The following is a 22,724-nucleotide window of genomic DNA, read 5'->3' as shown; positions in this document are numbered from 1 at the left end:
ATAGGCCTCTTTTTCTACAAATAGCGCTTAGAAACGGAACATATTTCGCTCTAGTGGAATTTCCACACCGACTGAGATACCACCATCATTTCCATTCACATCAGAATCACTAACCCAACCATTAATTTTTAATGGAATCGTTGGTTTCACATAATGTGTCCACGTCAGGTCCAAACCTTTAACTTTATCATTTTTCGCAAAAGCTGAATTAATCGCTAAATCGGATTGATTGACTTTAGCGTATAACATTCGCCCGCTTAAACGATTCATGGTATCAAAGCGAATATCACCGCCTACCGAATACATTTGCCCATCCCCACCCATTGCATGACCGAGTGGGAAGCCGTGTTGATAGTAACCATCTCTATAAATATGATGATTATAAGAAATCCGCTTTACCTCACCATTGGTACGCGTGTCTGCCCACTCAGCATAAAGTTGATAAGGCATGTTGTTATAACTTGATGAGAAGTCAGCACCACCGAGATACATATATTTAGCAGGTAATCCTCCGGCTTCATCTTCCCCTACAAATTGGGTATATAAGCTAATCGGCACATTCCATAAAGGCTGTAAGAACAGTCGAGCATCAAATCCTGCAATTTGATTGGCTGGATCTGGTTTACCACGACCACCATTATCTCTTGTTCCTAACATCGCATCCCATAGTGAGCTGAAGCTTTCAGGACGTCCATCACCACCCCATTGAATTGCACGAGATGCACCAAGCTCTAAAGCTTGGAATGGACGAGCAGTCAAACGAAGACCGATCAGTTTTGTGTCTGGAACCGCTTCATAATCATCGAGCTGTCCAGCAAAAGCTTGGTATTGCCAAGGACCTATCCAAGACAACCATTTTGTTTCGAAAGCATTTTGTACCGCGCGTTGTGCCGTTACACCATACACAGGTCGACTAGCATCACCACGAATTAAACTGCCATCATGACCTGGCCCCCAATACGTTGGAATTTGACCTGCGATAACCCATTGATTCCAAAGCTTTCCAGCAATATAAGAGCCTTCAACATTGACATCATGTCCATGATCAATCAACGGGTCTTTCTCACCATTGACTCTGATTTTTGCATCCCAATTTTCACCACCAGCATTCAACTCTAAAGCAGCTTGGTATTGAGATTTTTGGCTATCACCAAAGGCTTGTGGCACAGTTTTGAGATCAGTTCCAGCATGTAAACCCAGTTTAGCAGTTGCATTGTCAGCAGCTAATGCATGAACGACTGAGTCCACAACTTTTTGTTGTGCTTTATTGTTTACTTGAGCCTGTGATAATGCACGTTTAATCTCATCACCACTCATTGGCCATGTTGAGGTACTGATTTGAATGACACCTTGTTGATTCAACCAATTCAAGTCGGTGCGTAAGTTTTCATCATTCAACACAATGCCTTGTGCGAATGATGCAGAAGAAAGAGAAGCAAATAATGCAACATAAAGCGATTTTTTTAAAAACATATCTAAGCTGTTCTCAAATTTATTTATGAGCACATCATCTGTTTTTTATAGATGCTTTTCAATCACCAAACCAAACAATTACATTTCTTAACATGCGATAAAAAATTGACAGGTCAGGATATCACTGAGTACCCTTTGTTTTTCTTTAATACTATTGAAATCAGATAATGAAAAAACTTATTCCAACGCTTGTCCTTGGCGCAGCGATTTGTATGCCAGCTTTTGCTCAACAAGCATCGAAAGAGTCGGTAAAAGAGTTATTGAAAATCACCAAATCAGAACAACTCATCGATCAAATGAGTGAACAAATGAATATGATGATGTCCTCAAGTATTGAACAAATGACTCAAGGACAAAACCTAACCACAAAACAAGAACTCGCTATTATTAATTATTCTCAAGAACTGGCAAAAATTATGCAACAAGATCTAACTTGGGCAAAATTAGAACCCGACATGATTAAAATTTATGTTGAAGAATTCACACAAGAAGAAATCAACGGCATGCTTAAATTTTATAAAACACCTGTGGGGCAATCCACGATTAATAAAATGCCTATCATCATGCAAAAGAGCATGCAAATCGGCTATAAGCAAATAAATGAAGTTACACCTAAAATCATGCAAGCTGTTGAAAAACTGGAAAAAGAGATGCAGGAAAAATAACAAATAAAAGCACACATAAAAAAATAGCCACAAATCAGATGTGGCTATTTTTATTTGACTTCAAATTAGTCTTTACGGCGCATATGCGGGAACAATAGAACGTCACGAATACTCGCTGCATTTGAAAACAACATCACTAAACGATCGATACCAATCCCTTGACCTGCTGTCGGTGGCAAGCCATATTCTAATGCTTCAATGAAGTCTGCATCGTAATGCATCGCTTCATCATCACCAGCATCTTTCTCTGCAACTTGTGCTTGGAAACGTTCAGCTTGATCGATCGGATCATTTAACTCTGAGAAACCATTGGCCAATTCACGACCACCAATAAAGAACTCAAAACGATCTGTGATATGCGGATTATCATCATTACGGCGAGCAAGCGGTGAAGTTTCAGCAGGATATTCAGTGATGAATGTCGGCTGACGAAGTTTAGTCTCTACTGTTTCTTCAAACACGATGGTTTGTAACTTACCTAAACCAAAACCAGGTTTAACCTGCTCTTTTAAAACGTCTTTGGTGAATTTTGCCAAGAATTCACGATCATTGACATTTTCAGGCGTGAAATCTGGGTTATGCTCAAGAATAGCATCAAACATTGAGATTTTCTTGAATGGACCTTTGAAGCTATACACTTCTTCACCATAAGGCACATCAGTAGTACCCAGAATATCAAGGGCCAACTTTTCAAGCATGTTTTCAGTCAGTGTCATCAAGTCTTTATAGTCTGCATAAGCTTGATAGAATTCAATCATGGTGAATTCTGGGTTGTGACGGGTTGAAACACCTTCGTTACGAAAGTTACGGTTAATTTCAAACACACGCTCAAAGCCACCAACAACCAGACGCTTTAAATATAACTCTGGCGCAACACGCAAATAGAGTTCCATATCTAAAGCATTATGATGAGTAACAAACGGCTTCGCAGATGCGCCACCCGGAATCACATGCATCATTGGTGTTTCAACTTCCATGAAACGTTCATTGATTAAATAATTACGCATACCCGCGATCACTTGAGCACGAATCTCAAAAGTTCTGCGCGTTTCTTCATTTACGATTAAGTCTAAGTAACGCTTACGATATTTTGCTTCGGTGTCAGTTAAGCCGTGGAATTTGTCTGGAAGTGGACGCAAAGATTTAGTTAATAACTCAAAACCTTCAAGGTGGACATATAAGTCGCCTTTACCCGAACGACCAATATAACCTTCTGCTGCAATAATATCGCCCAAGTCTAAGCTTTTAATCGTTTCTAATACGTCAGCAGCTAAGCCTTTACGGTCAACATATAACTGGATACGACCTGTCATATCCTGAATCACAATAAATGATCCACGATTGAGCATGACACGACCCGCGAGTTTTACATAAACGTTTTCAGCACCTTCAATTTGTGCTTTGTCTTGATCTTTGAATTGTTCTTGCAAGTCAGCCGTATAATGCTCTCGTTTAAAGGTATTCGGCCAAGGGCTTTTGCCTGTCTGTTTTGCAGTCTCTTGGATTTGCTTTAATTTGGCATGACGCTGTGCGATTAAATCGTTTTCGGAAAGTATTTGTTCAGAAGTCGATTGAGCGTTTTGTTGCGCCATTTCTGCCTCGATTTAAGTAAAAAAATAAAGGCGAATAGAATAGCAGATCACAACCCATTTTCGTATCATTTCAGCTTTATAATCTCGAAAAAAGCGAATCTTTATCGATTTTCAGCCTTTCCGATCGGGTAATTACAATATAAATATCCAATAAAGTTTAACTTATTTTTCAGCTAAGTATTTCACCATTGCCAATCCTTGATCAAATCCTTTATTCATCATTTCGGTATATTCAGGCTGAATATCCACTTCTACATGAAGCTGAGTACCGTCCTCGACATCAGTCAACAGATACTTTTCTAATGCACCAGCCCACGACTTTACCTCATCACTCTCTAGGTCTTCTTTGCTGTCCATAATCATGCCGAGATGCTTAAAGACAACCGTATTCGTCTCATCTAAATGTTCAATGGTAGACACCATGCCATTTCCTTCCCCATCACAAAAATAGGTTTTGCCACCGACTTTCCAGTCCGTTTGCATCGTTGAGCTGCACGAAAAAAACTTTGTCCATGTTTGATAGGTTTCGGTTGCCCATAACACATCCCAAACTTTCTGTTTAGGTGCGTGTATTGTTATCGAATAAGATAAGGTTTCCATATGTTATTGCTCCATCTTGGTTGTAATAATGATGATATCTCAAGTCCAAGTGTTCATTTTTCAATCAAACCATATTTATACATTTGCACCTTTTTAAATTACATCGTGATATTTACGACTATAAAAATTAGAGTAATTGCACAAATAACAAGACTTTCAGCTAGAATTGCCATATTACTTTTTCTATAAATGATTAAACTCTTGCATTTACTTTACTTAAAAGTCGATCTGCGTAAAAATCTAACTCCCAATCAACACAAGTTTGTTGTATTGCAGCGATCGTAGCGACATTATGGAATAGTTTACTGAAAGGCAATTTGAGCATACCTATCAGTTTGGAGAGTCACATGAAAAAATATCAATGTATCGTTTGTGGGTGGATTTACGACGAAGCAGATGGTTGGCCACAAGACGGCATTGCAGCAGGAACTAAATGGGAAGACATCCCAGATGATTGGACTTGCCCAGATTGCGGCGTTTCAAAAGCTGATTTTGAAATGATTGAAATCTAAGATTGTCAAAAAGGCCATGATCACATGGTCTTTTTTTCTATAATTTATTTTTAAATGAAAAAATGTTGGAGAATATAATGCATCCTATCATCATCATCGGATCAGGTATGGCAGGTTATACCGTTGCTCGTGAGTTTCGCAAACTGAGCCCAGAACAAGAACTCGTTATGATCTGTGCAGATGATGCGGTAAATTATGCAAAACCAACGCTATCCAATGCATTTGCTGGCAAAAAAGCACCTGAACAAATCGCTTTGGGTGATGCCGCAAAAATGGCAACCCAACTGAACATGCGTATTGAAGCAGAAACTTGGGTCAAAGAAATCAATGCCGAAAATCATGAAATCATATTAGAAAAAAATGGTGAAACCATTAGCCAACCCTATTCAAAACTGGTGCTTGCGGTGGGAGCAAATCCAATCCGTTTAGCCATTTCTGGTGACGGTAGTGATGATATTCATGTTGTAAACTCACTGATCGACTATCGCACATTCCGTGAGAACTTAGCGAAACGTAAAGACAAACGTGTGGTTATTCTAGGTGCTGGATTAATTGGTTGTGAGTTTGCGAATGACTTATTGCATAGTGACTATGACATCACGGTGATTGATCTCGCGCCACAACCGCTTGGTCGTTTGTTGCCTAATCATGTGGCAGATGCATTTAAAACCAACTTAGAACAAGCAGGCATTAAATTCGCCCTATCTACTACGGTAGAAAAAGTAATTAAAATTAATAATGGTGAAGACTACGAAGTTACTCTCGCCAACGGTAAAACCTTAGTCGCTGATATTGTACTTTCCGCAATTGGCTTACAACCAAATACAGCTTTAGCCAATGCAGCAGGAATTCAAACCAGCCGTGGAATCATTACCAATACATTATTGGAAACGAATCAAGCCGATATCTATGCGGTTGGTGACTGTGCAGAAGTAAATGGCACACTGCTTCCATTTGTGATGCCAATCATGCAACAAGCGCGCGCTTTGGCAAAAACACTCAGCGGTCAAAATACTGCGGTACATTATCCTGCGATGCCAGTTGCTGTAAAAACGCCAGCTGCGCCATTGACCGTTTTACCTGCACCAATCGGTGTCGAAGTAAACTGGGAAACTGAAGAATTTGATGATGGTATGCTTGCAAAAGCCAATGATGCTGAAGGTACATTAAGAGGTTTTGTCCTGCTCGGTGCAACAGCAAGTAAACAACGTTTAACTTTAACCAAACTTGTTCCAGATTTAATTCCTGTACAAGTTTAAAATCTAACTATAATGAGTTTGTTGTGAAATCAAGACCAACAAACTCACGATTGATAAAAAGAATTCAACTCGGAACAAATCCCATGAACAGTGCCTTTCAATTCAATGCGTCGCCTTATACTTCATTTATGCAAGAAACCAAAGTCACTTTGGGCAATGGAATTGAGTTACATGTTGAAATTGGAGGCAACCCTGAACACCCAACGATTTTGCTGATTATGGGATTGGGTGCTCAAATGCTGTTTTGGCCTGATTTTTTTTGTAAATCTTTGATTGATCAAGGTTTTCGGGTTATTCGTTTTGATAATCGTGATATCGGTTTATCTTCAAAAATTCGTAATAAAAAACAACGCCTCAACACCATGAAATTGATGAGTCGCTTTATGTTGGGCTTAGGCAATGAAGGTGCGCCTTATACGCTGTATGATATGGCTGATGATGTGGCGATGTTGATTGACCAATTAGGTCTCGGGAAAACCTATATTTTAGGTGCATCAATGGGTGGTATGATTTCCCAAATCGTTGCAGCAAAATATCCTGAGAAAGTCGAAAAGGTTGGCTTATTATTTACCAGTAATAATCAGCCCTTTCTAAAATTACCTCATCCAAAGCAACTTTTTAGTTTACTCGGTAGACCTGAAGCGCATGATGAAGAAGCAATTGTTAATCACAGTTTAAAAGTATTTCAAATTATTGGCTCGCCAGGTTATGTGAACCAACTCGAAACAATTCAAACCATTCGTAAATTATATCGCCGTAGTTTTTATCCAGCGGGTGTACTTCAACAATTTTTAGCAATATTATGTACGGGTTCTTTGTTACCTTTAAACAAGAATATTACTCAACCAACCTTGGTTGTACATGGTTCAAAAGATCGTTTGTTACCACCAAGTCATGGGAAAGCAGTTGCAAAAGCAATTTCTGGTGCTAAGTTTGAATTAATTCAAGGAATGGGGCATGATATTCCAGCACATTTCATTCCTCAACTTAGCGGTTTGTTTGTTCATCATTTTAGATCATCACACTAGGACACTATGGCTGCATTACCCTCATTAAGACAGCTATCATATTTAGTTACGTTGTCAGAAACATTACATTTTACTGAAGCAGCACGCCGTTCATTTGTTACCCAGTCCACATTGTCTGGGGGGATTATGGAATTAGAGCGTCTGTTAGGTGGCGTCTTAGTTGAACGTGATCGTCAAAACGTTCGCTTAACCCCTTTAGGTGAACAAGTTGTAGCGCGCGCACGTGTGTTATTGGCTGATGCACAGGACCTCATGCGCTTAAGTCGAGAAATGAGTGAACCACTAACTGGTGATTTGCATCTGGGTATCATTCCAACCATTGCGCCGTTTATTTTGACTCAGTTGCTTGATGAAGTTCATCAACACTTACCCAAAATCCAACTGCATCTCCATGAAGCGCAAAGTGAAAAAATTGTAGAAAAGCTCGAACATGGCAATCTTGACATGATTGTGCTGGCACTACCTTTTGATACACGTGGTCTAAAAGTCTCTGAAATCGCGAAAGAGCACTTGTCGCTTGTTTACAACAAAAATGATAGTAATGCGATTCATGCAAACAGTTTAGATGATCTTGATCTGACCCGTTTAATGTTACTCGAAGAAGGTCATTGTTTACGTGATCATGCTTTAAGTACCTGCCCTGTCGGTGAGCGTAAAAATGATCACCGCTTAAAAGCAAGTTCCTTACCGACCTTAGTCGAGATGGTATCTTCTGATCTTGGCTTTACGCTACTACCTGAAATTGCAATCAAAAACAGTATGCTGAGTGGCAATGATGCGATTGCGATTAAATCAATTCAGGATGCACCAAGCCGCACACTTGCATTAATTACCCGTAAAAGCACCCCACTACAAAGTGAGTTTGATGTGATCTTAGATATTCTTAAAAAAATCACATCACATTTAGAATAATTAAAAAGCCTGTAGTTGAGCGATTCAACTACAGGCTACTTTCAACTAAAATAAATCAATGATCATTTTATCTCTAACAAATTAACCTGCTCAACCTGCACATCACTCATCCGCTGACCTTGATCAAGCAGTTGATCAAAGTAAGACTCCACCACTTTTGCTTGATCGGCCGTACTTTCAACCTTATACATATTTTGACGAAACTCGTTACTTGAACGTAAACCTTTGGTATACCAAGCAATATGTTTACGCGCAATACGACAACCAGAATACTCACCATAAAACTGGTAAAGCTCAGCCAAATGCCCCAATAAAACCATTTTCACTTCAGCAATATCTGGTGCGGCCAGATGTTCGCCTGTTTGCAGATAATGACCGATTTCTCTAAATATCCAAGGTCGTCCCTGCGCAGCACGGCCAATCATAATGGCATCTGCCCCCGTATAGTCCAAAACATATTTGGCTTTTTCAGGACTATCGATATCACCATTGGCGATCACAGGAATACTCAGAATTTCTTTTACTCGTTTGATCAGTTCATAACGTGCGTTATTTAAATACATATCTTCGCGGGTTCGCCCATGCAAAGCTAAAGCAGCAACCCCCGCTTGTTCTGCACGTTTAGCAACACGTAAAATATTTTCTTCGCCATTTAAAAAACCAAGTCGAGTTTTTAAAGTCACAGGAACATCAACTGCGGCCACTACGGTATCCAAAATACGAGCAACGAGGTCTTCATCTTGCAACAACGCTGAGCCTGCGAGTTTGTTGCAGACTTTTTTTGCTGGACATCCCATATTGATATCAACAATTTGTGCACCATTGGCAACCTGATAACGCGCGGCTTCAGCGAGCTGCTCTGGATCAGAACCCGCAATCTGTGCAGAAATCGGCGCAAGCTCACCATCGAAATTTGCTCGATATAAGCTTTTTTTAGTCATGCGTAAGGTTTTATCGGCCGTCATCATTTCACTAACGGCATGTCCTGCACCAAAGTATTTGCACAGCGTTCTAAACGGTCGGTCAGTTACACCCGCCATAGGAGCGACCCAAAGTTTCTTATCTATTGATTTATCAAACAATTCTTTAATTGTGTTGTTTTGACTCAATTTCTTAAACCTCGTTTACTCTCGTTTAGTCGGGTATTCTTGACTTTCAATGCTATTTCGTTGCACCCTACTTACACCTTAAAACCTTTGTGGTGCAAATTAATGGGAACTGTCACTAAACGTGCTCAAGCCGATGGTACAACTCGATATCGTGCCCAAGTTCGTGTTAAGCGCGAAGGCTATCCTGTTTATAACGCTTCAAAGACGTTCAGTAAAAAATCATTAGCTGATGAATGGATTAAAAGAACTGAAGCCGAGATTGAAATAAACCCAGACAAAATGCTGAATCCAGCCAAAGAGTTAAAACAAGCAACCTTAGCAGAATTCATCACAGCATATTTGGAGGAGGCTGATAGCTTTGCACGAACAAAAACCAGCTCACTTAAACAGATCGCTAGTGTAGAGATTTCTGAGAAAAATATCTATTCATTAACTCGTCAGGATTTTTCAGACTATGCGATAAAGCGCCGTAAAGGAGATCCCATTCTAGGAATTGATGGTGTTGCGCCTTCTACTGTTCTAAAAGAACTAAGTCATATTAAGGCTGTTCTTGTACACGCTCAATTTGTTTGGGGTAAAGACATAGAGGCAACTTTAGATGAATTTGAAAAATCACTTACCGGGCTTCGAAAATCTCGTATCGTCACTAAAAGTAAAACACGCGATCGCTTACCAACGTCCGATGAACTTCAAGCACTCACCACCCACTTTTATAAAAACTGGATGAGAAAGAAGCGGTCTGTGCCAATGCACCTAATCATGTGGTTTGCCATCTACTCAGGTAGACGCGAAGATGAGATTTGTTCATTGCGGCTACCAGATTATGATCAACACAATACCCAGTGGCTGGTTCGAGATGCAAAGCATCCTGATGGGTCTGAAGGTAATCACAAATATTTTCACATGGAACCAAAAACTATCATGTTAGTTGGTAAGTTCATGAACAAAGAGACTCGTAAACGGGTACTTGAGCTTGGTTATAGTGAAAAACTATTAGTGCCGGTGAACACCGCCACTGTGTCAACATACTTCACCAGGGCTTGTTCACAACTCGGTATTGAGGATCTTAGATTTCATGATTTACGGCATGAAGCTGCAACGAGATATGCGGAAGAAGGATTCACAATTCCACAACTACAGACAATTACATTACATGAATCATGGAATACATTAAAACGATACGTAAATCTAAAAAAACGTGGTGATCATCGCCTTGATTTTGCTGAAGCAATGAGTGTTGCGGAAGGAAGTTATAACAATCATTTTAAAGAATGGAATAAAACTCAGCGCAACATTGCAAGCATAGATACTTTTGAGGCTTTTGAAATGAGCCAAGACGAGACTATTGTTGTTCCCTATAAATTTCTTGAAATACAAATTAATACGTTCATTGAAGAACATAAACAAAACAAATACTTTATTCGCAAACACGTTAAAAAATTACAGACAGAATATCCTTTCGCATGGAACAAAGAAAAACAAGAGTTCTATATAAAAGAGATCCAGATAGCTTGGGAAGATTGGTTCGCTGATCATGGCCAAGTCGCTTGGTCAGAACTTCCAGATGAAGCATCCCATTTTAGTTTTAAGAATAATCGCGTGATACGTCTTTTCAAAAACCGTGTTTTAGCGTTTGATCACGACCTTAATGCCTGGTTGGACATATCAAATGACTACTATTTTGAAGAGCACTATCATATTGAAAATCCGAAATAACCCAAGGTTGAAGTAATCATGAAAACTACAGGACAATTTATCAACGATACACTGCAGCACTCATTTCTTATTCTATGGAAGGAAGATAAGCAAAAATGGGAAGTAGGTTGTGCTTTACTGAAAATAAACTTGCAGGCCGATACATATGCTGAAGCAATTCAATCATTAGCAAAAGCTATTTTAGACTACAATTTATCGCAAGAGTTCTCTAATGCAATCGAGGAATATAGAGAGGACTACTTAAAATCCAATAAATGAAGCGACAAGACGCTGAATTTTTAATAAATTTAAACAATTAAATATTTGTTTGAATGGGAGTATTTTTAAATATTAAATTCGACAAAAGTAATTTAATATTTATTTTAAAAATGCTAAAGTTCGCTACTTTTTTCATTTACATAAGTTTGAGATAGATGGTTGCTTTCATTGCCATAATAGTCTTATTCATTTTCTCTTTTATTATTTGGTTAAATTGGGATACAAAGATTGATCCATTTCTATATCAAAAAAATTTTTACATAAAGTTAAATGACATATTTAAATCCATTGGATTTAAATTGGTCTTAATCATAGTAGCTGGTTTTAGTGCTTATATAACCTTTTGCCTAGGCAATGAAGTTGCGGCAAAGGGTCTAAAAAAAGGACTTGGTCAAACAGGTGAGTTTTTGCTTGTAAACGGAGGTTGGTTTGTTTTTTTAACCATTGTTATCCCTAGTTTATATGGAATACTGAGCGGCTATATCACTTCCAAATGCATAGACAATAGTTTGCAAGAAAACTATGATAAATTATCCAAACAGTATGACATAACAATTAAAGTATTAGAGCAGCTTGAAAAAGTTGTGATTGAAAAAAGACAATTGCTAGCCTTGGCATCCAAAGAATATCTCTCTACGCCGCAAACGCCCAACTATAAGACAGTTTTTATTCGCATAGCACAGCCAGAAAAACAAATAAAATTGTTAATTGAATCTTTACACGATTGCATCAAAAGTATTTATCCTAACGAGTTTCTAAAGGTTGCTCTTGTAAGGGTAAAAAACGGTCAACTAGATGACTGGGTTTGCCATAGTCCTTATAACACAACACCTAGAACGACTATTGATCAGTTAAAACATCCTGATAGTACTTTTTCAAGAGTACTATCGATGAAAAAAATGATTATCGTAGCAGATACACAAACTGAAATACAAAAGCAAAATAGCTCTGATATAATGTATATCCAAGGCAATACAGATCCAAGTGAGTCATGGTGTCAAGTTTGTGTTCCAATTCACAGTATTAATAGTAATGAAGCAATATTTATCATTTCTATTGCTATTAAGGCAGCAAACGTAATTAGCCCTGAAAATGAGAAATTTCTTGAATGGTTGTTTAAATTTTTCATATCTAGGCTTGCACTTGAACACTCTCTAAAAGAAATAAAGGAGCGTATTTCAAAATGAATTCTAAAAAATATATGATCGTTTACAACACAAAACCATCACATTTAATTTATCTTAAATGCAATACCGATAATGTGAATATTGAGATTATTTCACCATATTCTAACAAGTCTGAACAGCAGAGACTTGATGAGTTAAATAAAAGTGTGATGGCTGCAAAACTAGCCTTATCAACGTTTTCCTACAATCAATCACAATCTCATAACTTTTTAGATCGCCTAAAAAGCATATTTACAGCAAAAGCGCACTAGTGCGCTTTTGTCTTATTTTAACATTATAAACCGTCCTGTAAGTATCATTATCCTTACTATACCAACTACTTAAAGTAGAATTTTCAATTAAATATAAATCAAAAAAGAATCAAAATTTCATGCTTAAGTAATATGAAATAGCCCAAGAACTTAGTAAATTTTTAAGCTGTACTTAGGGGCTTTTATTTACCTATAGTCAAATTTTGTGAATATATTTGCTCAGTTAACTATTGAAATTTAAATCCCTGAGCAAATTTTTTCTCAAAATTCAAAACCCCTCATTTGAGTGCTTTCACAAGCGCCGCATTTCTTGCACTGCATTCATTGTGTTTCGCAACAGTATCAACAGCCCACAACAAAACATTTTTACCAGTGCCCGCTTCTAATTGATTCAAATTCGAACACGGCTGAAGCAAATTAGCTGGTATTACCGGCTTCGATAAGACTATTGATTTCTGACAACCCATCATCATCAATACAAACAGACTTATAAATAGGACGCTCAACGATCTTTTGCACTTCACGTGTAACACGTTCGACTTTGACACGCTGTTCTGATTTAAGTTTTTCATAGTCTGCGCTCACTTTATTGACTTGATTTTGTGCTTCAGCAAGCGCCTTGACTTGCTCTTGCTCAATGTCTTGAATTTTTGTGAAACATTTCTGATCTGCTTCTTGAAGCTTTCCAGCTAAATAATTTGTATAACCAATTTGCATCAGGTATAAAAATGACAAAACGATGATCAATGACCATCGTTTGTTTGAAAGGACCCAGCTCATATCACCAACTCCTCAACGCTTTTTCAAAAGTTACTGCATAGTTGGCAATCATCTGCGCTTTATCAGTACCATTGATGATACGGCGAGCACCCACATAGTCTTTCTTAGACTGATGGATGTAGTCACTTAATTTTTTTCCAGTAAAGGCCCCATTCTTCATACCGATGGTCGTGATTTTGATCGCAATATCTGGATCTAATGCTAAATCTGGTTTCTTAAGTAAATCGACATTAAGTAGTCTAGAAAATCGGCTATAGTTGTCGGTGCCAGTAATTTGAACATAACCACGTCCACGGTATTTAAAACCATCTCCGTCCAATGCTGGTGTGTTACCTAAGCGCTTTGCTAGTGTACCTGTGTCATATTTATCGAAATAACGAATACCACCATACTCGGTGATCGGCTGCATTTTGCGATCTGTCTCATGCCACGCGGTGGCAAGCATGTAAGCAGCTTGCGGATATGAAATGCTTTTATCTTTATCTATAGCCGAGACTATAAAATTGATGCCCTTTACTTGTAATTCAGTTAATCGCCCAAGAGCATTGCGAATAATCGAAAAACCGCCTGCCGTCATGATCATTTAACTTTTCTCCTAACATAAAAAAACCGCCATTGACGGCGGCATTGATTGATTTAATTGATTAAAAATTGTCTTTGAAGTCTTTAACATCTCTTGCTACATCAAGAATCGTTGAGTCTTCATGTGTGTTTACATAGTTGAAGGTCCATCTAATGATTGCCCAGAACGGCAAACCTGCAGTAAAGAACAAACCTCCTAAGGCACTTAACCCTGCCCACGTTGTTGCATAATCATGTAAGCCAAAATGCTGAATAATGAACCCACCTCCCGCAATGCTCCCCACTACCGTAGTGATTAAACTCACGACCCATTCACTGCGTGATCTAGGCATCCGAGTCATAATCACCACTAAATACCCCAATGCTGCTGCGACTGCTGCAATAATGATTAGAAACCACATACCATAGATTTTGATTGCAGTAGCAATCCCTACACCGCTACTCATAGGCTCTGCCATTTTTCATTTCTCCAGATAATAAAAAACCGCCAAAAGGCGGTATAGTCTTTTGTTGTCCAATCCATCATCGGACGAATAGTTAAACTTCGATTTGATATACAACGCCTGTGGGCGCACTTCGTTTTATTTCATTTCCGCTGATATATACTTTTGCCCCTATATTAAAAACTGTAGCACTGGTACAGAGCACAAGCCCCGTACCATCAACAACTAAAACTTTATAGTTTGGATGATTTGCGCTCTGCACTGTTGCAATAAACTCAGGCGTTTTTGGCAATAAATCTAAAAGTCTCGATAATGCATTACTCATGATTCACTCTCTCTATTGATGCAGTTTGAGTGACTTTTTCATAACTAAATGACCCGCTTACACTGTCAGCAATACCCCACCAATCGCCGTTGAAAGCAATTAATTCTGCTGGCACACATTGACCGACTTCTTGTGTAATCGGCATCAATAAGCTATGTGTTTCAACCATGCCTGCCTTTGCTAAGACTTCACGTCCTTTGCTATGCATTGCTGTCGTTGATGTAAGCAATGGACTATTAACCGACTCTTGCAACACATCACCCGCAGTACCTACACGCTTGACTTGACCAGTATCGCCATTGCGGTCATTGGTTAAGAACACCCCGTTATAATCAGGATACATCGTGTAATCTGTTGATAAATCAGTCACAACAGATTCAGGAATCACACGATCATATTCATTAATTGCAATCGGGTCCCACCATGTTTTTTTATACTTCGCCTTAATCGTCAAAGTATTGCTGTCAGGTTCGCTATAGACAAAGCCACCTGCGGCATCTGCGATGAGTTTAATTGCTGCAATCGGCGTAAGATTTGAATAACTCAGGCTGTTGATAGGTAGTATCCAACCAAGCGCATCGATCAGCTCCCAATTCAACATAATATCGCTATTCACTCTATCGAGTTCAGCCTGTACCAATTGCACCGATGTTCGCTCATTCTCTTGTGTGAAAGAACGTGTAGGCGAATATGGCGCATCAAGTAATGCTGTAGGACTACGACCAGACAGCTTATAAACATCCTTTGAAAACTGTTTAGAGCGTGAAATGTTCTCAAGCAACATTCGATGCTCATTGCCATTGACCATGATTTTTAAAATCACGGGCTGACCGCCCACTGGGTCAAGTTTTGATTTCTCATAAAATGGAATGGTGAGATTGTAAGACCAACACCATGAGCTGCGGTCACAGCGATAATCACCGTTGTTGACCTGTATTTCTTGCCCGTTGTCTAAACGAGTTACTTTTAAATCATTCACGATATACCACCAGTCAACAGGCGCTAAATTAGGAATACACTCATCAGCACCGAAATTTAAAACTACATTATGCGAATCAATGTCATGACATAGACACACAAAGTCTAAATCAGTTGTGCCGACATATTGGGGTAAAGGCTGCGGAACAATTGGATCGACAGATGACTTGCGATAATAGACTGCTTTTGCCACGTCCCACGCGATTGAATCCGTTGTGACCAGCTCCAAACCTTTGTCATGCTTGAATATGAAACGCTTTTCAAACACTTCAGCGACTTCATGACTAAACGTAATTTTCTTACGCTTTCGAATCATTTCCTGCCAACTAGTCTGACGATTGATCAACAACTTTTCAGATTCTTCAAATACCAACGTGCGAGCAATGAATCTTTTATCGTTTTCCTGCCAAACAACTTTTGAGGTGCTCGACAAACCCGTTGTTTCTTCAAAGACAGAACGGACTGCACGCTGTAGCTGCTGGGCTTTATCAAAGCTATCAGTCACAGCATTAGATAAACTTAAACCACGCTCAAAAATAAAGGCGCTGTTATGCGCCTTAAATCTTGCCTTGCTATATCTCAGATGTTGATCAAGTAATGCGGGTAAAGCTTTTTGATAACCAAAAACACTTAAATGATTTAGTCCTAAAATGAAATTAATATCAAATGTAGCATTAAGTTGAAATTGAAAAGCTGTATCTAATACCGCGTCAATCGTACACAGGTTTTCAGCAAACTCTGCAACAATCTCAAAGCTAAAACTGGTGTCTAAGACAGTATCAATCTGCCCGATGACATCGGTATTTTCTTCAAAGACTGCGACAATCTCAAAGCTAAACTCGGTATCAAGTACCGTGTCTATGACCGCAGTATTTACACCGCTGTCAGCATAAATCGCGGTGACTTCAAAGCCAAACTCAGTATCTAAGACTGTTTCGATTACAGCAGATACATCATCACCAAAATTAAGATTGGTCGAGCCATCGGCTAGATGCTCAAAATTGAGAATAATGTTATGGCTGTCGGTATTGTCAGGCTTAAAGTTTAAGTTTAGGTTGTGCGCATCAACGGTGCCGAGCTTATTTTTAAAATCCACATGAGCACCCTTTTTTAGTTACGGACTAAGTTTGATGGACTGGATAAACAGCGTACCGCCCACGACTAAATTAGTGTTTGCTAAGCTGATGTCGGTACCCACAGCTAAATCAGCAGCGACTTCACCTGCACCGTTGAAAATACGCGCCCACGTTGCTGTGCCAGTCTTAATCACCGAACCCGTGTCGGTTGGGTACAATTCAACATAGGTAGCTGTAGTTCCTTGAATACACGGCTCAGGAAATGTGAGTGTCACTAAAGCATTGTTAGAATCTGCCGCCACCGATGTATCTGCAGGCTGCACACCCTCATAAAAAATAACGGTAGCACTTTGACTACCGCTATCCATAAATTCTGAAAAGGCTTGAATCATGGCAAGCCGAGCATTGACTGAAGTTTTACTCATTTTGGCACCACATTGTCTTGAATGACTGCGTTGAATTTTTTATTTGAATCAATGGATACAATGGTATAAGCAAGACCGTAAGGTAAATACATTTTGTATTGACCGTTTTCATCACTGTTTGTGCTTTCAAGTAATGATCCATTTTCTCGGCTATATGCTCGAACCTGTCTTGAAACTGGCGTGCCAAGTTGTTTAATTATGCCAGAAACCACAGTCAGCTTTAAGCTTGAGGATCTGGACGCAATCCCTTTTCCAATCATTACCTTGTCTCCAAAAAAAGAGCGTATTTAATGGCTACCACACCAGTAGAGGAATATCGGATTACATATTTACCCGCATTACTAACGCCCTCTTTAGTGGCACTTTCAGAGCACATTTTTAAGAACGGTAAATAGCCGCGCATTTCATCCGCATTGTCAATTAAAGGGAGGTCTATATAGATATTTTTTTGAGAAATTGCATTACCCGAGTTTTCTCTCCCCCTTCTCAGTGACAATGCATAACCACCTGTGTTGTAATTGCTTATACCTGATTTATTAAACCAAATGCCGCAACGCACTGTATTTACACCAATACCAGCACTATCACTAGACAAGACATAAGATCCTCGTACTTGTGGTGCGCCATACTCAGATTGTGGAATCCGATCAGGAAAACCAAATGCTAATAATGCTAGGTTTTTACCCCAATAGGTTTGATCAAAAAATTCAGCAACACCAAAAACACAATATGTAGCTTGATTTGATGTGTACACATCAAAAAGAAAACTTACTCCGTCACCAACTATACTGAAAGGTGAACCACCAGATAAAGCAGGCGAACTATCTTGCTGATTATTGCTAACTGATGAAAAACTAGGTGTTCGATAGTACCACTTTGACCAACCATGATGTGTGCCGTCCCACTCCCAGTTTGCGCTTGGCGTGGCTGAATTAAATGGCATCTGAGTACCAGTAATCGTATCAATATCAGACATGCTTGACACAATTCCAACCTTTGCAAATTTTGATCCTGTTTCTGCCGCTCCAGGTGAGCAAAAATCATGCACAAGCAGAATCAAGCCAAGTGACTCAGGATCTGTTGATCGATATGCGCGTTTTGTGGTTGTTGATTCTACTGAAGTCTGGTGAACAATCTCAAAATCAAGTGGCGCTGTGAAACAAGATGCTGTGCCAGAAATAGCACTCGGATGCTCCGCAGTACACTCAACGGTAATTGACGCTCCATCTGCACTTAAAACTTTATAATCACCATCCCAACCATTCGTAGAACCAGCAATTCGCACCACTTGACGGTCAATAAAGCCATGACCACTACCTAAATTAATCGTTGCAGTGATAGATGTTGGATTGGATTTGCTTAGAGATAGAATTGAAACATGGTTAAAACCATTCACTAATACCGCATCGAGTAGCGTGATCATTGCCCCCCAATTATTAGTTAGTTGAGGGATACCTTGCATAGTGTTTTGATAATGCTTTACAAGTCCTGCCATTTTTATTCACTCATAAAAAAGGCTGCACATGCAGCCCGTTAGGTTAATTTTTTAAATGTCTCGGTCAATATCGCCGCGATACATAATCTGGAAGTTATCACTTAAAACTGTTGGTTCAGACTGCTTCACTGTACGAATACACCAGATTGGATACATTGCAGCAATGCTATTAAAGCGCAGAACGTTGCCCGATACCCAGCCTGTACCCCAGCCCTCTTTTTTCACCACAAAATATGGCTCAGATGTGACAGGGTTGATTGGTGCAAAATCCACATTCACACTACCTGTCCCGATCTGACCCGACACTTCACCGACACAGCGAAAGTTGGTTGCATCAGTAAATACTAATGCCCAGCGTTCTTGAATCGCACCCTTGTTTGTTATCTCAATCGGATATAGGGCATCATTGTAATTCGGTGTGATTGACCCACCAGTTGCCGTGTCTGCCCATACGCTATTCCAGACTCCCTGTACGAACTTGGCTGTATATCGGCTAAACATATCACCAACCACCAACGCTGAACCGACAATAGAATCTACGGCTGTATAGTTGTGCGTAATTGGTTTTGTAAGCGTGATTTGACCATTGATCTGCACATCATTAATCAACCCCATATCTTGATAGCGATAAGCTGCTGAAATAGGTGCAACAAGAGTGTTTAAAGCAAAGTCGCCGCTTAATGTGACACGTCCATAATCATAATCCACGACATACATATCATAAGGGACTTTCGCGCCGTTGCTATCTTCTAGTTCGCACCACGAAATACGTGCATCATCGAGTTGATACATCTGCCCTGCGACATGGCTTGGCAATTCTTGCTTTTTAGATGAAGCAATTACACCAATATCGCCGACACGGAAAATTGGCACTCGACCATCAGGCGGCAAACGTGTAGCACTTAGACCAAGGATTTCTGAGTCAAGCGGAATATATGTATAAGCCACGGCGTTATAACGTAGGCTGGTTGCATCAATCCAATACGGTACATTAATGTAAGTCAGTCCTGACTCTTGATATTCAAGCTCTGGTAAATACCAATCTTGCCCCTCTATCTCATCACGATTTGCCGATGTAATTTCAGTTTTGGTGTAAAAGTAGATATCAACAAAACCTGTATCGTAATTGATAACACCATGCGCTTGAGCTGTTTCAATTACGCCTGCTTCATTGGCTGTTAATGTCAGTTGACCACCAGCCATTGCAGCAGCAACTACGGTTAAAGAACCAGGGCGAATCGGGATCGTTGGTGTTCTAAAGCTAACGTGCTGAGTTGGCAACATATCGGTGGTGGTGGTTAATGATTGCAAAGTGAGATTGTTATCGACATTAGGCGTCCAACTATCAACATCAACTACACCTGTACCATATTGGATGGTACCGCTTTGAGTACCACTGCCAGTCGCAGCATCAATGTTTCGATAGATCAAACCATTTCGATCGATGAATGTATCAGAACCAACTTTAAAACGTACAGATCCTGAAAGAATCTGCTCATCAAAGCCTTCTGTTAGATCAAAGTTGAGCTTTGCAGCATTCACCTGCTTTGTACCCGCATTCACGCCCGATGTATCACGATATTTTACTTGTACATCAGTGTTAACAAATGCTTTTAAGATCACTTGCACAACACTTTGAGATGAGTGCTGTGGTAAATAGAACTCTGCCATTTTATGTACTCGTATAATAAGTTGCTGATTTGTAGGTTGTAATGGTTCGCCCAGTCACCAATGCTGGAGTCACTTCAACAGCACCCGTTGCATATGTAATTACACCTTGCTGTACCCCTAAGCGATCAACCAAATTACCTGTACTTGCATCGATAGGAACATCAAATAAAGTGACAATTCGGAACTTATCTGGTGGTGATGTCTCATATTCAGAAACTGGAATTTGGAGTTCAACGCTATTGGGCTGAATTGCAGATCCCGTACCGATGGTAAAAGACAGCTTATTGTTTAGATCCGGTGTTACTGCAGATACTGTTTGTGTTTTTGGATCGCCGTAATCAAACGCAAAATTAAACACGGCGTTCTTTTGAGGCAACTTAGTGGGAATAATTTTTCCTTTGCCTGTGGCGTAGTTAATTGTTCCAGTTGCATCACCAGTAAACTGCCCCAGCGCATTACTCGTAGCTGTTTTCCCAACACCTTCAAGCAACCAAGTAACCGTTACTGAGCTTGCAGCAATCGCTTCTTGCTCTAAGTCAAACTCTATTGCCGCTGGCAACACTGGTAAATCAGCTCGCGCAAAGGTTGAAATCGACGTACCCCATAGCAACAAGATTGGCGTTCCCACATCTGGTAAAGCGCCTGTGGTTAGCAACCAAGATCCAGTTTGATAATTGATGCTACCCGTACCAATAGACTCATTGGCTCCAATCAATCGACCAGTACCATTGTCTTTTAGCGTGTAAAACTTGCCTTGAGACATAAACGAAACGCTAAGCGCACCTGGTGCAGGAATTGGCAGTAAAACGCCAGTCCAGTTGGTACCCAAATTATTTGCCGTCACTGGTAAAGCATAGGATTCAAATGGTTGTGTTGGTGCCACTGCAGGTGTGAAGGTAATGTTGATTGTCGTATTACCAGTACCAACTGCATTGGTCCATACGATATGACCAGTTTGATAATCAATTGTTCCGACTTGAGTGCCAGTCAATGTACGTAATGTGCCGCCATTGTCTGTAATTGCCTGGCCAAACAATGTGAATGCTACTGAACCAGGTAATACACCTGAGCCAATATATAAACTTTGGTTTGTATTCACGTTGGTGGTAAAAGGCGCAATAATGGTGCCGCTATTACCAGCCAGCAAAGCAACATTTTCATTTACGGCATTGAGATCAATTAGCGGCGTTTCAGTTTGTGATGACGGAATCAATTGAGAGAATATTGAGGCAGCTTGGATCGTAAAGCTATTTACAACAACATCATCAGCAATCTCAACACTTGCATAATACTTACCGGTATCTGCAACAATCGTGTCTCGAATGATCGTTGGTGATTTAGCTCCGTTGTACCATTGCGCCGCTGATAGCCCGATAAAGTCTCGATCAAGTGGATCATTAATTGAATACGTAGCAATCTTATATTCAACCTGATTATTGTTGATGATTATCGTCGCAATACGAGTTTCAACTTTAGTAATACGTACGTATTGCTCGAACTGGGTACCCTGACCTTCATTCATTACCAGAACTAAAGTATCGCCAACACTACTTTCGGTTTCTGATTTGAACATGGCAACTTGAATCAACTTCATACCCTGCCACAATGTATCAAGCGGCGTTCCTGCGATCTGGCCACCTTTAGCAAGATAGTTTTCAATGCGGTTAGCTGCATTGGTTCGCACGTCGGTATGACTTCTCGTACTAAACAATAAGGCAGAAACATTCGGATCATCTGGGTTCTTTGAAATGAACACCGTAGACCCCATCAGTGACTCAGTATCATCGTTATTGATACCAGCAAAGATCTTGCGAAGTGACACACGGCCCATGGTTCGATCTAATTCAGAAACATCGGGGAAAAGGTTATTACTCTCACCATCAACCACAACTTGGCCAGAATATTTACCACCGCCATCTGATGTATCTGTTAAACGCTCAGATTTATATAAAATTAAATTATTGGTCTCAACTGGCATTTGGCACCTCTAAAAATTTAAATGTGGCGCGGTAATAATCGCCATCTGAAACTGTTGGAACGCCACGTACTGGCTCAGCTTCAATCGCTCCATCTTGATGATTGAAAATCACATTGAACTGTCGTGTGTCATGCGGATACTCAAACACCAAAGTGAATTGCTCATCCTGCAATGCAGACCAATCTTGAAGCTTTGATAATGCAACACGCTTGATCCAGCCTTGCTTGTTTGTTTTAGATAACAGCGTGATTTGTCGCCCAGACTTCTTTTTTCCCTCTTGAATAATCAATGTGCCGTCCACGGCGAACTCTTGATTCTGCTCAATCGGCTTCCAAGCAAATTCGTCAGACCATAAAAAACCGTTCTCTAAAAGAACGGTTTCATTGGTAAATTTACGGATAAGTCTCAT

The 22,724-nt window shown here is 39.8% G+C and carries 24 protein-coding genes; 9 read left to right on the top strand and 15 right to left on the bottom strand.

Annotated elements, in window-relative coordinates; translation table 11 throughout:
* Positions 1-27: 27 nt before the first annotated feature.
* On the bottom strand, positions 28-1,473 hold the full coding sequence (locus tag F903_RS07825) for a capsule assembly Wzi family protein (protein ID WP_005196052.1): 1,446 nt from the start codon (positions 1,471-1,473) through the stop codon (positions 28-30).
* Positions 1,474-1,640: 167 nt separating this feature from the next.
* Here F903_RS07825 and F903_RS07820 point away from each other — a divergent pair, with 167 nt between their 5' ends.
* Positions 1,641-2,138: a DUF2059 domain-containing protein gene (locus F903_RS07820; RefSeq protein ID WP_005196050.1), complete on the top strand. Its 498-nt coding sequence runs from the start codon at positions 1,641-1,643 to the stop codon at positions 2,136-2,138.
* A gap of 65 nt (positions 2,139-2,203) precedes the next feature.
* Here F903_RS07820 and lysS read toward each other — a convergent pair whose 3' ends face one another.
* Entirely contained in the window at positions 2,204-3,730 is a 1,527-nt protein-coding gene (gene lysS, locus F903_RS07815) for a lysine--tRNA ligase (protein ID WP_005196041.1), read from the bottom strand.
* Positions 3,731-3,892: 162 nt separating this feature from the next.
* A complete protein-coding gene (locus F903_RS07810) occupies positions 3,893-4,330 on the bottom strand; it encodes an SRPBCC family protein (protein ID WP_005196039.1) in 438 nt (145 codons plus the stop codon).
* Between the two features lie 347 nt (positions 4,331-4,677).
* On the opposite strand from F903_RS07810, the gene rubA reads away from it, so the two are divergent.
* From rubA to oxyR, 4 genes are all read left to right on the top strand, one after another.
* The gene (gene rubA / locus F903_RS07805) at positions 4,678-4,842 is read left to right on the top strand and encodes a rubredoxin RubA (protein WP_004663059.1); all 165 of its coding nucleotides are present in this window, start codon (positions 4,678-4,680) and stop codon (positions 4,840-4,842) included.
* A 77-nt stretch (positions 4,843-4,919) separates the two neighbouring features.
* Positions 4,920-6,101 (top strand): rubredoxin reductase RubB, encoded by a 1,182-nt coding sequence (gene rubB / locus F903_RS07800; protein WP_005196037.1) that lies wholly within the window; start codon positions 4,920-4,922, stop codon positions 6,099-6,101.
* Between the two features lie 83 nt (positions 6,102-6,184).
* The gene (locus F903_RS07795; RefSeq protein ID WP_004668810.1) at positions 6,185-7,129 is read left to right on the top strand and encodes an alpha/beta fold hydrolase; all 945 of its coding nucleotides are present in this window, start codon (positions 6,185-6,187) and stop codon (positions 7,127-7,129) included.
* Positions 7,130-7,135: 6 nt separating this feature from the next.
* Entirely contained in the window at positions 7,136-8,041 is a 906-nt protein-coding gene (gene oxyR, locus F903_RS07790; protein ID WP_005196035.1) for a LysR family transcriptional regulator OxyR, read from the top strand.
* A gap of 62 nt (positions 8,042-8,103) precedes the next feature.
* Here oxyR and dusB read toward each other — a convergent pair whose 3' ends face one another.
* Positions 8,104-9,123: a tRNA dihydrouridine synthase DusB gene (gene dusB / locus F903_RS07785; RefSeq protein ID WP_034595119.1), complete on the bottom strand. Its 1,020-nt coding sequence runs from the start codon at positions 9,121-9,123 to the stop codon at positions 8,104-8,106.
* A 129-nt stretch (positions 9,124-9,252) separates the two neighbouring features.
* Between dusB and F903_RS07780 the strand changes: the two genes are divergently transcribed.
* The 4 genes from F903_RS07780 to F903_RS07765 all read left to right on the top strand — a co-directional run bounded on the left by F903_RS07780 (position 9,253) and on the right by F903_RS07765 (position 12,562).
* The gene (locus F903_RS07780) at positions 9,253-10,866 is read left to right on the top strand and encodes a tyrosine-type recombinase/integrase (protein WP_005196033.1); all 1,614 of its coding nucleotides are present in this window, start codon (positions 9,253-9,255) and stop codon (positions 10,864-10,866) included.
* A gap of 18 nt (positions 10,867-10,884) precedes the next feature.
* Positions 10,885-11,124: a hypothetical protein gene (locus F903_RS07775; RefSeq protein ID WP_005196032.1), complete on the top strand. Its 240-nt coding sequence runs from the start codon at positions 10,885-10,887 to the stop codon at positions 11,122-11,124.
* 155 nt (positions 11,125-11,279) lie between these two features.
* Positions 11,280-12,311, top strand: a complete 1,032-nt coding sequence (locus F903_RS07770; protein WP_005196031.1) for a hypothetical protein — start codon at positions 11,280-11,282, stop codon at positions 12,309-12,311.
* The gene (locus tag F903_RS07765; RefSeq protein WP_005196030.1) at positions 12,308-12,562 is read left to right on the top strand and encodes a hypothetical protein; all 255 of its coding nucleotides are present in this window, start codon (positions 12,308-12,310) and stop codon (positions 12,560-12,562) included. The genes F903_RS07770 and F903_RS07765 overlap by 4 nt, the downstream gene beginning before the upstream one ends.
* A gap of 417 nt (positions 12,563-12,979) precedes the next feature.
* Here F903_RS07765 and F903_RS07755 read toward each other — a convergent pair whose 3' ends face one another.
* The 11 genes from F903_RS07755 to F903_RS07705 form a co-directional block, all read right to left on the bottom strand.
* On the bottom strand, positions 12,980-13,342 hold the full coding sequence (locus tag F903_RS07755) for a hypothetical protein (protein ID WP_005196029.1): 363 nt from the start codon (positions 13,340-13,342) through the stop codon (positions 12,980-12,982).
* A 1-nt stretch (position 13,343) separates the two neighbouring features.
* On the bottom strand, positions 13,344-13,925 hold the full coding sequence (locus F903_RS07750; protein ID WP_005196028.1) for a hypothetical protein: 582 nt from the start codon (positions 13,923-13,925) through the stop codon (positions 13,344-13,346).
* 61 nt (positions 13,926-13,986) lie between these two features.
* Complete coding sequence (locus tag F903_RS07745) at positions 13,987-14,382, bottom strand: hypothetical protein (RefSeq protein ID WP_005196027.1); 396 nt, start codon at positions 14,380-14,382, stop codon at positions 13,987-13,989.
* A gap of 79 nt (positions 14,383-14,461) precedes the next feature.
* On the bottom strand, positions 14,462-14,692 hold the full coding sequence (locus F903_RS07740; protein WP_005196026.1) for a hypothetical protein: 231 nt from the start codon (positions 14,690-14,692) through the stop codon (positions 14,462-14,464).
* Positions 14,685-16,766: a hypothetical protein gene (locus tag F903_RS07735; RefSeq protein WP_005196025.1), complete on the bottom strand. Its 2,082-nt coding sequence runs from the start codon at positions 16,764-16,766 to the stop codon at positions 14,685-14,687. The genes F903_RS07740 and F903_RS07735 overlap by 8 nt, the downstream gene beginning before the upstream one ends.
* A gap of 18 nt (positions 16,767-16,784) precedes the next feature.
* Positions 16,785-17,171, bottom strand: coding sequence for a hypothetical protein (locus tag F903_RS07730; RefSeq protein ID WP_005196022.1), 387 nt, complete (start codon positions 17,169-17,171; stop codon positions 16,785-16,787).
* Positions 17,168-17,431, bottom strand: coding sequence for a hypothetical protein (locus tag F903_RS07725; RefSeq protein ID WP_005196021.1), 264 nt, complete (start codon positions 17,429-17,431; stop codon positions 17,168-17,170). The genes F903_RS07730 and F903_RS07725 overlap by 4 nt, the downstream gene beginning before the upstream one ends.
* Entirely contained in the window at positions 17,431-18,666 is a 1,236-nt protein-coding gene (locus tag F903_RS07720) for a hypothetical protein (protein ID WP_005196020.1), read from the bottom strand. Before F903_RS07720 ends, F903_RS07725 begins: the two co-directional genes overlap by 1 nt.
* A gap of 51 nt (positions 18,667-18,717) precedes the next feature.
* Positions 18,718-20,337, bottom strand: coding sequence for a hypothetical protein (locus F903_RS07715; protein ID WP_005196012.1), 1,620 nt, complete (start codon positions 20,335-20,337; stop codon positions 18,718-18,720).
* A gap of 1 nt (position 20,338) precedes the next feature.
* On the bottom strand, positions 20,339-22,315 hold the full coding sequence (locus F903_RS07710) for a hypothetical protein (protein WP_005196010.1): 1,977 nt from the start codon (positions 22,313-22,315) through the stop codon (positions 20,339-20,341).
* Positions 22,305-22,724, bottom strand: a complete 420-nt coding sequence (locus F903_RS07705) for a hypothetical protein (protein WP_005196009.1) — start codon at positions 22,722-22,724, stop codon at positions 22,305-22,307. The genes F903_RS07710 and F903_RS07705 overlap by 11 nt, the downstream gene beginning before the upstream one ends.

The sequence above is a fragment of the Acinetobacter sp. NIPH 298 genome (assembly GCF_000369505.1).
Taxonomy (GTDB): Bacteria; Pseudomonadota; Gammaproteobacteria; order Pseudomonadales; family Moraxellaceae; genus Acinetobacter.
This window is presented reverse-complemented; position numbering and strand designations above follow the sequence as displayed.

Bases quoted from the DNA above. Each gene is read 5' to 3' on its own strand.
- F903_RS07745 (WP_005196027.1), bottom strand. From the start codon at position 14,382: ATGGCAGAGCCTATGAGTAGCGGTGTAGGGATTGCTACTGCAATCAAA.
- oxyR (WP_005196035.1), top strand. From the start codon at position 7,136: ATGGCTGCATTACCCTCATTAAGACAGCTATCATATTTAGTTACGTTG.
- F903_RS07755 (WP_005196029.1), bottom strand. From the start codon at position 13,342: ATGAGCTGGGTCCTTTCAAACAAACGATGGTCATTGATCATCGTTTTG.
- F903_RS07710 (WP_005196010.1), bottom strand. From the start codon at position 22,315: ATGCCAGTTGAGACCAATAATTTAATTTTATATAAATCTGAGCGTTTA.
- F903_RS07750 (WP_005196028.1), bottom strand. From the start codon at position 13,925: ATGATCATGACGGCAGGCGGTTTTTCGATTATTCGCAATGCTCTTGGG.
- F903_RS07740 (WP_005196026.1), bottom strand. From the start codon at position 14,692: ATGAGTAATGCATTATCGAGACTTTTAGATTTATTGCCAAAAACGCCT.
- F903_RS07825 (WP_005196052.1), bottom strand. From the start codon at position 1,473: ATGTTTTTAAAAAAATCGCTTTATGTTGCATTATTTGCTTCTCTTTCT.
- rubA (WP_004663059.1), top strand. From the start codon at position 4,678: ATGAAAAAATATCAATGTATCGTTTGTGGGTGGATTTACGACGAAGCA.
- F903_RS07705 (WP_005196009.1), bottom strand. From the start codon at position 22,724: ATGAGACTTATCCGTAAATTTACCAATGAAACCGTTCTTTTAGAGAAC.
- F903_RS07775 (WP_005196032.1), top strand. From the start codon at position 10,885: ATGAAAACTACAGGACAATTTATCAACGATACACTGCAGCACTCATTT.
- F903_RS07795 (WP_004668810.1), top strand. From the start codon at position 6,185: ATGAACAGTGCCTTTCAATTCAATGCGTCGCCTTATACTTCATTTATG.
- F903_RS07720 (WP_005196020.1), bottom strand. From the start codon at position 18,666: ATGGCAGGACTTGTAAAGCATTATCAAAACACTATGCAAGGTATCCCT.
- F903_RS07765 (WP_005196030.1), top strand. From the start codon at position 12,308: ATGAATTCTAAAAAATATATGATCGTTTACAACACAAAACCATCACAT.
- F903_RS07780 (WP_005196033.1), top strand. From the start codon at position 9,253: ATGGGAACTGTCACTAAACGTGCTCAAGCCGATGGTACAACTCGATAT.
- F903_RS07715 (WP_005196012.1), bottom strand. From the start codon at position 20,337: ATGGCAGAGTTCTATTTACCACAGCACTCATCTCAAAGTGTTGTGCAA.
- F903_RS07810 (WP_005196039.1), bottom strand. From the start codon at position 4,330: ATGGAAACCTTATCTTATTCGATAACAATACACGCACCTAAACAGAAA.
- lysS (WP_005196041.1), bottom strand. From the start codon at position 3,730: ATGGCGCAACAAAACGCTCAATCGACTTCTGAACAAATACTTTCCGAA.
- rubB (WP_005196037.1), top strand. From the start codon at position 4,920: ATGCATCCTATCATCATCATCGGATCAGGTATGGCAGGTTATACCGTT.
- F903_RS07770 (WP_005196031.1), top strand. From the start codon at position 11,280: ATGGTTGCTTTCATTGCCATAATAGTCTTATTCATTTTCTCTTTTATT.
- F903_RS07730 (WP_005196022.1), bottom strand. From the start codon at position 17,171: ATGAGTAAAACTTCAGTCAATGCTCGGCTTGCCATGATTCAAGCCTTT.
- F903_RS07820 (WP_005196050.1), top strand. From the start codon at position 1,641: ATGAAAAAACTTATTCCAACGCTTGTCCTTGGCGCAGCGATTTGTATG.
- F903_RS07725 (WP_005196021.1), bottom strand. From the start codon at position 17,431: ATGATTGGAAAAGGGATTGCGTCCAGATCCTCAAGCTTAAAGCTGACT.